We start from the raw sequence: 15296 nt of genomic DNA on the forward strand, positions 1-15296 counted from the left end.
CAGGCCCTGGGGCCTTGCCATGCGCTGCAGCAATTCCGCTACCATGGAAGCCCCATGCCATTCGACGGCCCACCGCCCATGTCCACCCCCTCGCCCAAGCCCCTGGTCATCCGCGAGCGCCTCTCCGAAGTGCGCTACGAAATCCGCGGAGAACTGGCACGGCGAGCGCGGGAGCTGGAAGCGCAGGGCCGCAAGCTGATCAAGCTCAACATCGGCAACCCCGGTGCGTTCGGCTTCCGTGCACCGGAACACCTTCAGCGCGCCATCGCCGATGACATGGGCCGCACCGACCCCTATACCCACCAGCAGGGCCTGCCGGTGGCGCGCGAAGCCATCGCCGCCTACTACGCCCGTCGCGGTGCGCCCGATGCACATCCGGACCGCGTGTTCGTCGGCAACGGCGTCAGCGAGCTGATCGACCTGTCGCTGCGGGCGTTGCTCAATCCGGGCGACGAGGTGCTGGTGCCCTCGCCGGACTACCCGCTGTGGTCGGCCTCGACCATCCTCAACGACGGCCGCCCGGTGTACTACCGCTGCGCCGCCGAGAACGGCTTCCAGCCGGACCCGAGCGAGATCGAGACGCTGGTGTCCTCGCGCACCCGCGCCATCGTGCTGATCAACCCGAACAATCCCAGCGGCGCCAGCTACCCGCGCGAGCTGCTGGAACGCGTGGTCGAGATCGCGCGCCGCCACAACCTGCTGCTGCTGGTCGACGAGATCTACGACCAGATCCTGTACGACGACGCGGTGTTCCAGCCGGTCGCGCCGCTGGCCGGCGACCACCCGTGCCTGACCTTCAGTGGCTTGAGCAAGGTGCACCGCGCCTGCGGCTGGCGCGTGGGCTGGGCCCACCTCAGCGGCGACGATGCGCGCCTGGGTGACTTCCGCGCCGCACTGGACCTGCTCGGTGCGCTGCGCCTGTGCGCCAACGTGCCGGGCCAGTACGCCATCGATGCCGCGGTGAATGGCCCGGACACCATCTCCGAGCTGTGCACCCCGGGTGGCCGCCTGTATGAAACCCGCCGCGCGGTGATCGAAGCCTGCGAAGCCAGCGAGCACCTGTCGCTGGTCGCCCCGGCCGGTGCGCTCTATGCGTTCCCGGCCGTGGTCGGCGCCGCCGCCAAGGGCTTCGACGACCACAATTTCGCGCTGGACCTGATGAACAACGAAGGCGTGCTGGTGGTGCCTGGCTCCAGTTTCAACGTGCCCTACCGCCATCATTTCCGCGTGACCCTGCTGCCGGAAGCCTCGGTGATGCGCGATGTGTTCGCGCGCATCGACCGCGTGCTGGCCCGCCGCGCCGAAGACGCGACCAAGGTCGTGCCGTTGAAGCCACGCCGTTCGGTGGCCTGAGCTGTGACCCTGTCCTACCTGGCGCTGGGCGATTCGTACACCATCGGTGAAGCGGTTGCAGTCGAAGGCCGCTGGCCGCACCAGCTGGCCGCCGCGCTGCGTGCACAGGGCATTGAGCTGTCCGATCCGCAGACCATTGCGACTACCGGCTGGACCACCGACGAACTCGATGCTGGCATCGATGCGGCCGCGCCACAGGGCCCGTTCGATTTCGTCAGCCTGCTGATCGGCGTCAACAACCAGTACCGCGGGCGTCCGCTGGACGAATACCGCGTCCAGTTCCAGGCGCTGCTGCAACGTGCGATTGGCTTTGCCGGTGGTCACCCCGAGCGTGTATTGGTGCTGTCCTTCCCCGACTGGGGCGCAACCCCGTTCGGCGCCGGTAGTGGCCGTGACCTGGCCGCGATCGAGATCGAGACCGACGAGTTCAACGCGGCCGCCGAGGTGATCAGCACCCGGCTGGGCGTGGCCTTCGTCGATATCACCGATATCAGCCGCGCGCAGGGCGAAGACCCGACGATGATTGCCGAGGACGGCCTGCATCCTTCGGCGCGGATGTACGCGCTGTGGAGCGCGCGCGCCCTGCCGGTGGCCGCGCACCTGCTTGGCGGCACGGACTGAGGCGATGGACGGCACGCCACGGAACGGCCCGCCCCTGCCCTGCACGCCCCTGACCGCCCCGCAGGCCCGCGCGATCGCCGAGGCGTTCCGCCCAGCACAGGCCTGGGGCAGCCGCCGCGACTACTACTACACCCGCGGCAAGCTCGGCAGCGACCCGTTGTACGACGGCGTGCTGCAGCATCTGCCTGACGACGGGCAGCCGCTGCTGGACCTCGGTTGCGGGCTGGGCCTGTTCGCCCATGTGCTGCGCCAGCGCGGCGGCAGCCAGCGCTATCTGGGGGTGGACGTGGATGCCGGCAAGATCACCCGCGCGCAACGCGCCGCCGCCCACCTGCACGATGTGCACTTCGACTGCCTGGATGTACAGGCGCCGCTGCCGGCGCAGGCCGGGCACGTCCTGCTGCTGGATGTGCTTCAGTACCTGGATGCGGGCCCACAGCAGGCCCTGCTGCGCGCGGCCAGCGCGCAGGTGGCCCACGGCGGCTGCCTGCTGCTGCGTACACCGCTGGCCACCGGCGATGGCCGCGACCGCACCACGCGGGTGGCGGACAGGCTGGCCTGGCTGGTCGGCTGGATGGGCACGCGACCGCGCCACTATCCGGATCCGCAGGTGCTGCAGGCGACATTGATCGAGGCCGGATTGCAGGTGACGTCGCCCCGGCCGCTGCACGGGCGTACCCCCTTCAACAGCTGGCTGCTGGTGGCGCACCGCATCCGGTAGCGCCGGGCCATGCCCGGCGGATTCCATCCATGCCGCTGCGCTCGCCGGGCGTGGCCCGGCGCTACCGGTTATCCGGCCGGCAGCTGCGCCTTCAACCCACGCTCGTCCAACGCCTGCAGCACGCGCTCGATGATGGCCAGGTTGTGGCCGTGCACCGCACCTTCATGCAGCAGCACGATGGCGCCCGGGCGCAGGTCCGGCAGCAGCCGTGCCAGCACGCCATCCGGCGTGCAGCCGACCCCGTCGAAGCCGCGCGCGCTCCAGCCCACCCGGACCAGGCCCAACCGCTGCAGCACCGGCGCTACGAACGGATTGGTCATGCCCACCACCGAGCGGTACCAGCGCACCGGCTGGCCACCCAGCGCCTGCAGTGCGTGCTGGCAGCCCTCGATCTCGGCGCGCATCGCGGCCGGGCCCAGCCGCCAGAAGCGCGCCTGCGGGTGGCTGTGGCTGTGATTGCCCAGGTCGTGGCCACGGCGCAGGATCTCGGTCACCAGTTCCGGCTGCGCCAGCGCTCGTTCCCCCACCAGGAAGAAGGTCGCACGTGCCTGGTGGCGGTCCAGCAGGTCGAGCACGGCACGGGTTTCCGGGCCGGGACCGTCATCAATGGTGAGCCAGACCGTGTTGCCAGCATCCGGAACCCGGCTCAGCACCGGCGCATAGAAGCGGCTGTTGGGCAGGAACACCGGCACCATGAACAGCGCATGGCTGGCCACCATCAGCGGCAGGCCCCAATACCAACCGGCCAGCCCCCATACCAGGATCACGACCAGCTGCGACGCCACCAGCCAAGGCAGCCAGCGCCAGGGGCGGGCCGGGATGCGATGCAATGTTCCTGTGTTGCTCATCCCCCATGATGCCATGGGGGTTAGAATTAGCGATTCGAATTCCCGGAACCCCGACGTCCATGTCCCTCGATCCCGCCCTGCGTTCGCGCATCGAAACCATCCTCAACGACAACCGCGTCGTGCTGTTCATGAAGGGCCAGCCGTCGATGCCGCAGTGTGGTTTCTCGGCCAAGGCCGTGGGCGCCCTGCAGGACCTCGGCGTCGAGTTCGCCCATGTCAACGTGCTGGCCGACCAGGAAATCCGTGAGGGCATCAAGGCCTATGGCGACTGGCCGACGATCCCGCAGCTGTACATCGACGGCGAACTGGTCGGCGGCAGCGACATCGTGCTGCAGATGGCCGCCAGTGGCGAGCTGAGCAGCGTGCTCGGCCTGGCCGCACCGGACCGCACCCCGCCGAGCATCACCGTCACCCCGGCCGCCGTGGAAATGCTCAAGGGCGCGTTGGCCGACGCCCCGGGCGCCGCCCTGCAGCTGAGCATCGACGCCGGCTTCCAGCCGAACTTCCAGCTGGCCCCGCACGACGAAGGCGCGATCGCCGCCGAGTCCAACGGCCTGCGCGTGCAGTTCGACCTGGCCAGCGCCCGTCGCGCCAATGGCATCACCATCGACTGGGTGGACGACATCCGCGGCAAGGGCCTGGCGATCGACAACCCGAACGCGCCCAAGCCGGTACAGGAAATCAGCGTGCGTGATGCCGACGACCTGGTGCGTGCCGGCAACATCACCCTGGTGGACGTGCGCCCGGCCGACGAGCGCGCCATCGCCGCGGTCGGCGTGCCGTTCAAGAGCTTCGACGGCAACGGCCGCGCCGAGCTGGAAGCCCTGCCCAAGGACACCGCGCTGGCCTTCATGTGCCACCACGGTGGCCGCAGTGCGCAGGCCGCCGAGCAGTTCCGCGCCCTGGGCTTCACCAAGGTGTTCAACGTCACCGGCGGCATCAACGCCTGGTCGGAAGACGTGGACAACGGCGTGCCGAAGTACTGATCGGCACTGAAAAAGGGGACGGAGGGGATTAAGTCGTTTGTGCCTCAAACGACTTAATCCCCTCCGTCCCCTTTTTCTTAGCCGGCGAACCCGCCTTCGGCCAGGTAATCCAGTTCTTCCGGCGTGGGGATGCGGCCCAGCACGGCGTTGCGATGCGGGAAGCGACCGAAGCGGCGGATGATGTCGCGGTGCAGTTCGGCGTACTGCAGGTATTCCTTGTCACCCAGCACGTCGAACATCGCCACCGAGCGGTCCTGGTCCAGCGGATCCTCGGAGTGCTCGAACGGCAGGTAGATGAAGGCGCGCAGCTTGGGCACCAGCTGCAGGTCCAGGCCTTCCTCGATGGCACGCATGGCGTAATGCCGCGCCAGGCCGTCGGTCGCATAGGAATGCGCGGTACCACGGAAGCAGTTGCGCGGGAACTGGTCCAGCAGCAGCATCAGGGCCAGCGCCCCTTCGGCACTGCCCAGCCAATGCTCGCGCCCGCGCGAAGCCGCTGCGAAATGCTCATCCAGAAACAACTGGCGGAACTGCGCGTCGAACGCGTCGTCGCGGGCGAACCACTTCGCAGGGCCCGCCTCCTTCCAGAATTCCACCACTTGCGCGGCAACGTCCATTACCTACTCCCAGGCCCGGACGCCCCGCGCCCGGCCTTCATCATCATTCGTCGAAGCGCAGGTGGCGGACCGACTTGCCGTTGCGCCGGATAAGCTTAAGCGCCTCGATACCGATCTGGATATGGTTTTCCACGAACTGGGAGCTGACCTTGGCATCGGAGGCCTCGGTCTTGACCCCGTCCGGGATCATCGGCTGGTCCGAAACCAGCAGCAGCGCGCCGCTGGGGATGTGGTTGGCGAAGCCGGCGGCGAACACCGTAGCCGTTTCCATGTCGATGGCCATGCAGCGCATTGCCCGCAGCCGCTCCTTGAAGGCCTCGTCGTGCTCCCAGACCCGGCGGTTGGTGGTGTAGACGGTGCCGGTCCAGTAATCGTGGCCGAGGTCGCGGATCATGGTCGAAACCGCACGCTGCAGCGCGAAGGCCGGCAGCGCCGGTACTTCCGGTGGCAGGTAGTCGCCCGAGGTGCCCTCGCCGCGGATCGCCGCGATCGGGAGCACCAGGTCGCCCAGCTGGTTCTTGCGCTTGAGGCCGCCGCACTTGCCCAGGAACAACACCGCCTTGGGCATCACCGCCGACAGCAGGTCCATGATGATCGCGGCATTGGGACTGCCCATGCCGAAATTGATCATGGTGATGCCATCGATGGTGGCACTGGCCATCGGCCGGTCCAGGCCGATGACCGGCGCACCGGTCAGCTCCGAGAACGTATGCAGGTAGCCGCCGAAGTTGGTCAGCAGGATGTGCTGGCCGAACTGGTCCAGCGGTACGCCGGTATAGCGCGGCAGCCAGTTGTCGACGATTTCCTGCTTGCTCTTCATGGACGGTCCGGTACGGCGGGGGACCGGCTATTTTCGGCCAGCCGGGCGATGCCGTCGAGCAGCCGCACGCCACCATGTGAAGAAGGTCACTTGGCAAGCACGCCACCGCCCGGCTAGCGTCGGCGGCTTGGACTACGCCGCGAGGGGAACTGCATGGCATCGACGTTGTTGCGCGCCGGGGTGGCACTGGCGCTGCTTTCATTGAGCACGGCACCGGCAGTGGGCGCCTCGCGCTTCGTCGCCGATCCCTATCCCAGCACCTACCAGGCGCATCCCGATGCGCCAGTGCTGATCCAGAACGCTACCGTGCTGACTGGCACCGGCCAGCGGCTGGACAACGCCGACGTGCTGCTGCGCGATGGTCGCATCGTCGCGGTCGGCCGCCAGCTGCAGGCTGACCCCGGCATCGCCCGCATCGACGCGCAGGGCAAGTGGGTGACCCCGGGCCTGATAGACGTGCACTCGCATCTGGGCGTGTACCCCAGCCCCGGTGTTGGCGCGCACAGCGACGGCAACGAGATGACCGCACCGGTCACCGCCAATGTCTGGGCCGAACACTCGGTGTGGCCGCAGGACCCGGGCTTCGCCACCGCGCTGGCCGGCGGCGTGACCAGCATGCAGGTGCTGCCGGGCTCGGCCAACCTGGTGGGGGGCCGCGGCGTGACCCTCAAGAACGTACCCGCGGTGACCTACCAGGCGATGAAGTTCCCCGGTGCGCCCTGGGGCCTGAAGATGGCCTGCGGTGAGAATCCCAAGCGGGTCTACGGCGAAGGCAAGGGCGTAACCCCGGCCACGCGCATGGGCAACGTGGCCGGCTATCGCGCGGCCTTCATCGATGCCGCCGACTACATCGCCAAGAACAAACCCAAGCCGGCCAAGCGCAAGGGCTGGTTCGGCAACGACAAGGGCGACAGTGCCGGTGATGCCGGCGGCAAGCGCGATCTCAAGCTGGACACCCTGGCCGGTGCGATCGAAGGCGACATCCGCGTGCACATCCACTGCTACCGCGCCGACGAGATGGCCACCATGCTCGACCTGGCCAAGGAGTTCGGCTTCAAGGTCGCTGCGTTCCACCATGGCGTGGAGGCCTACAAGCTGGCCGACCGGCTGGCCGCCGACGGCGTCTGCGGCGCGTTGTGGGCCGACTGGTGGGGCTTCAAGATGGAAGCCTTCGACGGTATCCCGGAGAACATCGCGCTGGTCGACCGCCCGAAGAACAGCTGCGCCATCGTCCACTCCGATTCACCCGAGGGCGTCCAGCGCCTGAACCAGGAAGCCGCCAAGGTGATGGCCTCCGCGCGACGCGCACGCATGCCGGAGATCACGCCCGAACATGCCATCACCTGGATGACCGCCAACGCCGCCAAGGCGCTGGGCATCGAAGGCCAGACCGGCACCCTGGAGGCCGGCAAGATGGCCGACGTGGTGGTGTGGAATGGCAATCCCTTCAGTTCGTATGCACTGGCCGAACAGGTCTTCATTGATGGCCGCAGGTTGTACGACCGCAGCACGCCGCAAGCGACGCCGCGTTCCGATTTCCAGCTTGGCCAGGAGGTGCGCTGATGGGCGTGTTGAACAAGCGTCGCCGGGCATGGCCCGGCGCTACCGTGGTGGCGTTGCTGTTGCTGGCAACCACGGCATCGGCGCAGGACCTGCTGGTGCGCAACGCAACGGTGCACACCGCCAGCACGCGTGGCAGCCTGCAGAACGCCGATGTGCTGGTGCAGGGCGGCATCATCCGCGCGGTGGGCAACGGCCTGTCGGCGCCGGCCGGCGCCACCGTGGTCGAGGCCAATGGCCGTCCCCTGACACCGGCACTGTTCGGTGGCATCACCGAGACTGGCATCGAAGAAGTTTCCGGTGAATCGAGCACGGTGGACAGTTCTCTGAAGATCGGCGAGCAACCGCTGCGGCCGGAATTCGACGTCACCCTCGCCTACAACCCGGCTTCAGTGCTGATTCCGGTAACGCGGCTGGAAGGCATCGGCTTCACTGCGCTGGGCGCCGCCACCGGCGGTGGCTTCGTGGCCGGCCAGGGCGGCGTGATGCGGCTGGATGGCAGCATCGATCCGATCGGTCCGCGCGCGCTGTTCCTGCGCATCGGCGCAGCGGCCTCAGAACTGACCGGCCATTCGCGCGCCGCACAGTGGATGCTGCTGCAGCAGATGATCGACGAGGCGCGTGGCCAGGTGGCTGCGGACTCGCCGCATGCGTTGCTGACCCCGGCCGGGCGCCGCACGCTCAGCCGTTACCTGGCCGGCCAGGGCCGCGTCGTGGTGGAAGTGGACCGTGCCGCCGACATCCGCCAGCTGCTGCGCTGGGCCGCCCGCGAGAAAGTGAAGATTGCCATCGCCGGCGCCAGCGAAGCCTGGCAGGTGGCCCCGGAACTGGCCGCTGCGCACGTGCCGGTGTTCGTCGACGTGCTGGCCAATCTGCCCGCCAGCTTCGACCAGATCGGTGCCACCCTGGAAAACGCTGCGCGCCTGCAGCGTGCTGGCGTAGCAGTCTCCTTCGTGCAGCGCGGCGACGCCACCCACAACGCGCGCAAGATGCGCCAGCTGGCCGGCAACGCGGTGGCCAACGGCCTGCCGTGGGCCGATGGCCTGGCCGGGCTGACCCGGGTGCCTGCACAGGCGTTCGGGGTGGCCGACCAGATCGGCAGCATCGAGCCCGGCAAGCGCGCCGACCTGGTGCTGTGGGAAGGCGATCCGCTGGACGTGGCGCACTATGCCGAGCAGGTCTGGCTGGGCGGCCGTGCGATGCCGATGCGCTCGCGCCAGACCGAACTGCGTGACCGCTACCTGCAGCGCAACGCGCAGCCCTGACCGCACACGAGGACACACCGATGGCGACACTGCGCTGGTACTTCGACTTCATCTCTCCGTACTCCTACCTGCACTGGCAGAAGCTGAAGCAGCTGCCGCAGTTCGCGCAGATCCAGACCGTGCCGATCGCCTTCGGTGCGGTGCTGCATCACCTTGGCAATCTCGGTCCGGCGGAGATTCCGGCCAAGCGGCGCTTCATCTACCGCCAGCTGCTGTGGACCGCGCAGGCCGAGGGCACGCCGCTGCGCTTCCCGCCGGGCCATCCGTTCAACCCGTTGTCCGCCCTGCGCCTGTGCCTGGCCGCCGGTGCCAGCATGCAGGCGGTGGACGCGCTGTTCGACTGGATCTGGCGCGACGGCAATGCCGCCGACAGCGCCGAGGCGCTGCGCGAGCCCGGCGCCCGGCTGGGCATCGATGATGTCGCCACGGCCATCGCCGAACCGGCGGTCAAGGAGCAGTTGCGGCGCAATACCGAAGCCGCGATCAGCGCCGGCGTGTTCGGTGTGCCGACCCTGGCCATCGACGGGGAACTGTTCTGGGGCAACGACGCCCACCCGCTGATGGCCGCGGTGCTGGCCGATCCGGGCCTGCTGCGGCAGCCCGAATGGCAGCGCCTGGCCACCCTGCCGGTGGCGGTGCAGCGCAGTCGCTGAACAGGGCGTGGCGCGTTTCCCTCGCGCGCCTGCCTGGGATTTGAGATAGATTTCACGTTTCCGAACCTACAACCGCCCTGGAGGGGGAGCCGCGGATGCGCATCGGAATCGTCGTCGACTCGGCCTGCGACCTGCCGCAGGCCTTCATTGCCGAACACAACATCGTGCTGCTGCCGATCACCGTACGCATCGGCGAAGCGGTGCTGGCCGATCATCGCGATGAGCAGGCCACACTGAGCTTCCTGCATGCGCATGTGGCCGAGCACGGTGCTGAAGCGGAGACCATCGCCTTCAGCGTCAACCAGATCCGCGACCTGTTCCTGCAGCAGCTGGTGATCGATTACGACCACGTGTTCTGCATGACCATCACCAAGACCCGCAGCCCGATCCACGACAACGCGCTGCAGGCCAGTTTCGCCATCCTCAACGACTACAAGCCGGTGCGGCAGGCAGCGGGCTACAACTCGCCGTTCGCGCTGCGCGTGCTCGACACCCAGAACCTGTTCGCCGCGCAGGCAGTGACCGCGGTGGAAGCGGTGCGCCTGCGCGACAGCAACGCCAGCGTGCAGCAGATCCGCGAGCGGCTGGAAGAACTGGCCGGCAACGTACACGGCTACATGGTCACCCGCGACCTGTACTACATGCGTGCGCGCGCACGGCACAAGGGCGATCGCAGCGTCGGCCTGCTCAGCGCCGCACTGGGCAGTGCGCTGGACATCAAGCCGGTGCTGCACGGTTACCGCGGCGAGACCGGGCCGGTGGCCAAGATCAAGGGCTTCGACAACGCCGTGCAGAAGCTGTTCGCGGTGGTCGGCCAGCGGGTTCGTGCCGGGCTGATGACACCGACGGTGTGCGTCAGCTACGGCGGTGAGCTGGAAGAGCTGCGCACCCTGCCCGGCTATGCACAGCTGAAAGAGGTCTGCGCCACCCATGGCGTGACCGTGTACGAATCGGTGATGAGCCTGACCGGCATGGTCAATGTCGGCAAGGGCGCGGTCACCGTGGGCTTCGCCGATGGGCCGCATCGGTTTGAATGAGGGCCAACGCGGGCTGGAATCTGCACAACGATTCCACCGCGACTGTGCCAGTCTTCCCGCACTTCAAGGAGAACTCCATGCCTGCGCAGTACCACATCAGCCTGCCCGACCCGTCCAAGGCCCGCGGCAATGATCCTGACCTGTCCTTCCATTCGCAGGGCGCCGCCGGTTTCGCCGAAGAGCTGCAGGATGCGCTGCGCAATGGCAGCCTGTTCGAGCGCTGGAAGGCCAAGCAGCCTGACCCGGACGCGGTGGAACCGCAGTGGGGCGTAACCGACCCGGACGCCACCGTTACCGGCGAACAGAAGGACCTGCGCATCAACCTGGTGGCCACCACCCGTATTGACAGTGACGTGTTCAAGCAGCGCCTGCGCCTTCTGGCCGGCAGCCATTGGGAGCTGCGCGACGTGCGTTGAGGCAACCGCCCGCCGGGCATGGCCCGGCGCTACCGCCCGCACGTCGTGATCGGCCCGGCGCCGATGGGCGTGCTCTGGTAGATGCCAACCTTGGTTGGCGCTTGCACAAACGGCTGCCAACCAAGGTTGGCAACTACCAAGCCGCAGGGCATGGCCCGGCGCTACCGACACGATGGATAGCGCCGGGCCATGCCCGGCGTTTCCATTTCCCTACCAGCCACCGCCCAGCGCGCGGTACAGCTCCACCCGCGCGATCGCAGCCGTGGCCTGGCTGTTGGCCAGTGCAGCCTGGTTGTCCAGCGCGATGCGCTGGGTGGTCAGCACATCCAGCATGTCGACCACGCCAGCCTGGTACTGCCGGCGCGCCGCGCCCAGTGCGCTCTCGCTCTCGTCCACCGCCACATGCAGCTGCACCGTGCGCTGCTGCTCGGCGGCATAGCCATCGATGGCGTCGTCCACTTCATGCCAGGCCTGCAGCACGGTACGGCGGAACTGCAGCGCCGACTGTTGCTGCTGCAGCCTGCTCAGCGCGAGGTTGGCCTTCAGCCGCCCGCCCTGGAAGATCGGTACGCTGATCGACGGGCCGATGCTGAAGCGGTGCGCGTTCCAGCCATCCAAATCATCCAGCTGCTTGGCCTGGAACCCAGCGTCGCCATTCAAGGTGATGCGCGGCAGGAAACTGGCCTTGGCCACGCCGATGCCGGCGGTTGCCGCATGCAGTGCCGCTTCGGCACGACGGATGTCCGGGCGACGCTCGGCCAGTTCGCTGGGCACCCCCACCGCTACGGCCGGCAGCGCCGGCCAGTCGCGGCGTGCATCCTGCAGCTGCGCGTCCAGCGCCTGCGGCGGCTGCGCCAGCAGGAACGCCAGCGCATTGCGCAGCTGCGATTCACGATGCCGCAGCGGCGCGATGCGGGCCTGCAGCGATGCCACCTGCGCGGACGCGCTGGACACCTGCAGCGTGCTGGCCACGCCCTGTTGCTGGCGTGCCTCGGTCAGGCGCTTCATGTCGAGGGCGATGCTGAGGTTGTCCTCGGTGATCGCCAGCAGCTGCCGCGTCGCGCGCAGCTGCAAGTAATCACGCGCGGTTTCCGCCAGCAGCGCGATGCGCACAGCGTGTGCATCCTCCTCGGCCATCTGCACGCGTGCGTCGGCCGCTTCCACCTGGCGGCGCACACGCCCCCACAGGTCCAGTTCCCAGCTCAGGCCGATGCCGGCCTGGAACAGCCCGTAGTCATCACGGCCGCCGTTGCCGGACGGATCATTCAGGCCCACCTCGCTGTTGCGTGAACGCACGCCACTGGCGCTCGCGCTGACGCTGGGCAGGCGATCGGCGGCGGTGATGCCACGTGCGGCGCGGCTCTGCTGCACGCGGTTGGCGGCCAGCTGCAGGTCCAGGTTGGCCGCGAGCACCTGGCCGGCAAGCTGCGCCAGCAGTGGATCGTCGAAGCCGGCCCACCAGGCCGCGTCCTGGTCGATGGCGTTGCCGGCGACCGCCTCACCCTGCCAGTGGCTGGGCAGTTCCGCCTGCGGGCGTACGAAGTCCGGACCCATCGTGCAGGCAGCCAGGGCCGTGCACAGGCTGGCCGCAACGAAGGTGCGGAACAGGGTGACTGCGCTCATGCACCCTCCCCGCTCTTGTGGCCCGGACTGTGCTGCACGCTCTGCGCGCGGGCGCGGCTGCCCAGGTCAACACTGGCTTCCACCGACATGCCGGCACGCAGCTGGTCCAGCAGTGGCTGGCCGGGTTCCAGCACGATCTTGACCGGAATGCGCTGCACCACCTTGGTGAAGTTGCCGGTGGCGTTTTCCGGTGCGACGGCGGCGAAGGTGACGCCGGTGGCCGGTGCGATGCTGTCGATGTGCCCGCGCAGCGGCTTGCCCGGGAACACGTCCACCTTCAGCTCGACCTGTTGGCCGGCCTGCATGCGGGTCATCTGCGTTTCCTGGAAGTTGGCGACCACGAAGGCGCGCTTCAGCGGTACCACCGCAGCCACCGGCGTACCCGGGGTCAGGTAGGCGCCCACGCGTACCGCACGACGGCCGACCATGCCGTCGATCGGCGCGCGCAGCACGGTGTGCGACAGGTCCAGTTCGGCACGCGCCTGCGCCGCTTCTGCACGCTGTACCGCCGCCTGCGCGGCCTGCACGCCAGCGCTGAGGATGTCGGTGCGCTGGCGTGCGGTCGACAGCGCGGCCTGGCCCTGCTGCAGATGCGCACTGGCCACGGCCTGCTTCGACTGCGCCTGCTGCGCGTTCTGCACGGTGCCGGCGCCATCACGGGCCAGTTCGCGGTAACGCTGCTGGTCGGCGCTGGCCAGGGTCAGTTCGGAGCGGCTGACATCGACACTGGCCCTGGCCTGTTCAATCAGCGAGTCCTGCTGGGCCAGTGCGGCCTGCGCGTTGGCCAGCTGTGCACGGGCGTTGGCGAGGTCGGCACGGGCCGCCTGCAGGGCCACCTGGTAGTCGCGGTCGTCGATGCGGGCAAGCACGTCGCCCGCCTTCACCGACTGGTTGTCCTCTACTTCCACGGCACTGACGAAGCCGGGAATCTTCGGCGCGACCAGCGTGTAGTCGGCAACGACATAGGCATTGTTGGTGGTCTGGTGACCGCCGTCGCGCAGCAGCAGCCAGGCACCGATGGCCAGGGCCAGCACGCCCAGGCCCAGGCCGGTATTGAGAGTGGTTCGATTGATCGTCATGAGGGGGTTCCTGCGAAAGGTTCAGGCCACGGCACGTGGCGGATGGATGCGGGTGGGCATCCAGGCAATGAGGGGAATGAAGGCCAGCGCCACCAGCGCGACCACCCAGTACAGGTCGGCCGAGGTCAGCGCCTGCACCTGCGCATGCAGGCGCGCGCCCAGCTGCGGGCCCTCGGCCAGCCACGGCTGCTCGCCAAGGCGGTCGACCAGCACGGTGGAATGGAAATGACGGCGGCCCTGGGCGACGGCATCCAGCACGCCGCTGGCGAGCACGGCAGCAAAGCCCTTGACCGTGTTGAACCACGCCGAGGCGAACGGACCGTCCTGCGGTGCCAGCCCGCCAGTGGCCAGCATCAGCAGCGGCAACACCGCCATCGGCTGGGCGAATACCTGCAGCAGCTGTACCCACAGGAAGTTGTCGCGGATCCAGGCCACATCCAGATGCGAGCCCAGCCAGCAGGCCAAGGCCAGCATCGCCAGGCCGGTGGCCTGCACCCAGCGGCAATCCACTGCACGGATGTTCAGCAACGCCGCCACCAACGGCAGTGCGATCGCTTGTGGCAGCGCCACCCACAGCAGCATCGGTGCGGTCTGCAATGGCCGGTAGCCCTGAACGCTGGCCAGGAAACCGGAGGGAATCGAGATCACCGCCAGCAGCACGAACAGCACGCCGCCCAGGGTCACCAGCGAGTAGCTGAGGTTGCGGTTGGTCAGCAGCTGCAGCTTGAAGAATGGCAGCGGGTGGAACCATTCATTGATCATGAACAGCACCATCAGGCCGGCGCCGCCACCGATCATCAGGGTGATCATCGGCGAGTCGAACCAGTTCAGGCGCGGGCCCTGCACCAGGCCCAGCACCAGCAGCACCAGCGCCGGCAGGCCCAGCGCCAGGCCCACGCCATCGAACTGGGCAAAACGCTCCAGCCGCAGCGGGTCCTGTGGCAGGCCCCAGCTGACCATCGCCATGGCGGCCAGGCAGTACGGCACGATCTGCCAGAACGCCCAGTGCCAGCCCACCTGCTCGACCCAGAACGCGGCCAGCGGCGTGCCCATGCTCGGGCCGAAGGTGGCGGTCAACGCGTAGCCGGCCAGGCCATACAACTTGATGCCGGGCGGCAGGAACCGCAGTGCCACGCTCATCAGCAGCGGCGGCAGCGCACCACCGCACAGGCCCTGCAGCGCGCGCAGCAGCAGGAACACCTGCAGGTTCGGGGCAAGCGGGCAGAGCACGCCCAGCACCATGAAGCCACCAATCATCACCAGCGCGAAGCGGCGCAGCGAGAAGGTGGCGGCACACCACGGGGCGAAGGCCATCGCGCTGACCGACATCGCGCTGTAGAGGGCGACGATCCAGCTGCCGTCGTCGACGCTGAAACCCATCGCACCGCGGATGTCAGCCAGGGCGACCTTGGTGATGTTCTCGTTGAAGCCCGACACCAGCACCGCCAGCAGCACGCCACACAGGCCGACCAGAACGCGGCGGTCGAGCCCGGGGGCGGCGGCAGGACGGGGCGCTGCAGCGGCCGGGACAGCGGCGGCCGGCGTACTCATCGCCGGGCACCGATCCGTGCAGTGCACGGCATATTGGGGGTCATTGGAATGCGCTCAGTGAAACTCCGGGGAGCGCAGTCTAGGGAGACGGTACCCTGCGAAAAATGGCGCGGCCGGCATCCCAGGCGTGCGTCCGGCGCACGCCT

15 protein-coding genes are annotated in these 15296 nt (G+C 68.3%); 9 read left to right on the forward strand and 6 right to left on the reverse strand.

Translation table 11 applies throughout. From position 1 onward, the window contains the following. The first annotated feature begins 78 nt into the window (after nucleotides 1-78). From SMAL_RS17110 to SMAL_RS17120, 3 genes are read left to right on the forward strand one after another with little or no spacing between them, the layout of a single operon-like run. Nucleotides 79-1353 (forward strand): pyridoxal phosphate-dependent aminotransferase, encoded by a 1275-nt coding sequence (locus tag SMAL_RS17110; protein WP_032972151.1) that lies wholly within the window; start codon nucleotides 79-81, stop codon nucleotides 1351-1353. 3 nt (nucleotides 1354-1356) lie between these two features. Beyond that, complete coding sequence (locus SMAL_RS17115) at nucleotides 1357-1974, forward strand: SGNH/GDSL hydrolase family protein (protein WP_012512065.1); 618 nt, start codon at nucleotides 1357-1359, stop codon at nucleotides 1972-1974. A 4-nt stretch (nucleotides 1975-1978) separates the two neighbouring features. After that, nucleotides 1979-2695, forward strand: a complete 717-nt coding sequence (locus SMAL_RS17120; protein WP_012512066.1) for a class I SAM-dependent methyltransferase — start codon at nucleotides 1979-1981, stop codon at nucleotides 2693-2695. Between the two features lie 68 nt (nucleotides 2696-2763). Here the strand turns inward: SMAL_RS17120 and SMAL_RS17125 are convergent, their stop codons facing one another. Continuing rightward, entirely contained in the window at nucleotides 2764-3543 is a 780-nt protein-coding gene (locus SMAL_RS17125) for a polysaccharide deacetylase family protein (protein WP_012512067.1), read from the reverse strand. 59 nt (nucleotides 3544-3602) lie between these two features. Here SMAL_RS17125 and grxD point away from each other — a divergent pair, with 59 nt between their 5' ends. Further along, nucleotides 3603-4529: a Grx4 family monothiol glutaredoxin gene (gene grxD, locus SMAL_RS17130; protein ID WP_012512068.1), complete on the forward strand. Its 927-nt coding sequence runs from the start codon at nucleotides 3603-3605 to the stop codon at nucleotides 4527-4529. Nucleotides 4530-4606: 77 nt separating this feature from the next. On the opposite strand, the gene SMAL_RS17135 is transcribed toward grxD, so the two are convergent. Continuing rightward, complete coding sequence (locus tag SMAL_RS17135; RefSeq protein ID WP_006384394.1) at nucleotides 4607-5146, reverse strand: DUF924 family protein; 540 nt, start codon at nucleotides 5144-5146, stop codon at nucleotides 4607-4609. 43 nt (nucleotides 5147-5189) lie between these two features. Continuing rightward, nucleotides 5190-5966: an AMP nucleosidase gene (locus SMAL_RS17140; protein ID WP_005414446.1), complete on the reverse strand. Its 777-nt coding sequence runs from the start codon at nucleotides 5964-5966 to the stop codon at nucleotides 5190-5192. Between the two features lie 153 nt (nucleotides 5967-6119). Here SMAL_RS17140 and SMAL_RS17145 point away from each other — a divergent pair, with 153 nt between their 5' ends. The 5 genes from SMAL_RS17145 to SMAL_RS17165 all read left to right on the forward strand — a co-directional run bounded on the left by SMAL_RS17145 (nucleotide 6120) and on the right by SMAL_RS17165 (nucleotide 10897). After that, a complete protein-coding gene (locus SMAL_RS17145; protein ID WP_012512069.1) occupies nucleotides 6120-7529 on the forward strand; it encodes an amidohydrolase in 1410 nt (469 codons plus the stop codon). Continuing rightward, on the forward strand, nucleotides 7529-8791 hold the full coding sequence (locus tag SMAL_RS17150) for an amidohydrolase family protein (RefSeq protein WP_012512070.1): 1263 nt from the start codon (nucleotides 7529-7531) through the stop codon (nucleotides 8789-8791). The genes SMAL_RS17145 and SMAL_RS17150 overlap by 1 nt, the downstream gene beginning before the upstream one ends. A 20-nt stretch (nucleotides 8792-8811) precedes the next feature. After that, nucleotides 8812-9444, forward strand: coding sequence for a 2-hydroxychromene-2-carboxylate isomerase (locus SMAL_RS17155; RefSeq protein ID WP_012512071.1), 633 nt, complete (start codon nucleotides 8812-8814; stop codon nucleotides 9442-9444). 95 nt (nucleotides 9445-9539) lie between these two features. Beyond that, complete coding sequence (locus SMAL_RS17160) at nucleotides 9540-10481, forward strand: DegV family protein (protein ID WP_012512072.1); 942 nt, start codon at nucleotides 9540-9542, stop codon at nucleotides 10479-10481. 77 nt (nucleotides 10482-10558) lie between these two features. Beyond that, complete coding sequence (locus SMAL_RS17165; protein ID WP_012512073.1) at nucleotides 10559-10897, forward strand: hypothetical protein; 339 nt, start codon at nucleotides 10559-10561, stop codon at nucleotides 10895-10897. 210 nt (nucleotides 10898-11107) lie between these two features. On the opposite strand, the gene SMAL_RS17170 is transcribed toward SMAL_RS17165, so the two are convergent. From SMAL_RS17170 to SMAL_RS17180, 3 genes are read right to left on the reverse strand one after another with little or no spacing between them, the layout of a single operon-like run. Beyond that, complete coding sequence (locus tag SMAL_RS17170) at nucleotides 11108-12520, reverse strand: efflux transporter outer membrane subunit (protein WP_012512074.1); 1413 nt, start codon at nucleotides 12518-12520, stop codon at nucleotides 11108-11110. Then, nucleotides 12517-13599 carry an HlyD family secretion protein gene (locus SMAL_RS17175; RefSeq protein ID WP_006384446.1) on the reverse strand — a complete coding sequence of 361 codons (1083 nt, stop codon included), beginning with the start codon at nucleotides 13597-13599 and terminating at the stop codon, nucleotides 12517-12519. Before SMAL_RS17175 ends, SMAL_RS17170 begins: the two co-directional genes overlap by 4 nt. A 21-nt stretch (nucleotides 13600-13620) precedes the next feature. Beyond that, on the reverse strand, nucleotides 13621-15150 hold the full coding sequence (locus SMAL_RS17180; protein ID WP_012512075.1) for an MFS transporter: 1530 nt from the start codon (nucleotides 15148-15150) through the stop codon (nucleotides 13621-13623). Nucleotides 15151-15296 lie beyond the last annotated feature (146 nt).

Source organism: Stenotrophomonas maltophilia R551-3, from assembly GCF_000020665.1.
In the GTDB taxonomy this organism is placed as follows: domain Bacteria; phylum Pseudomonadota; class Gammaproteobacteria; order Xanthomonadales; family Xanthomonadaceae; genus Stenotrophomonas; species Stenotrophomonas maltophilia_L.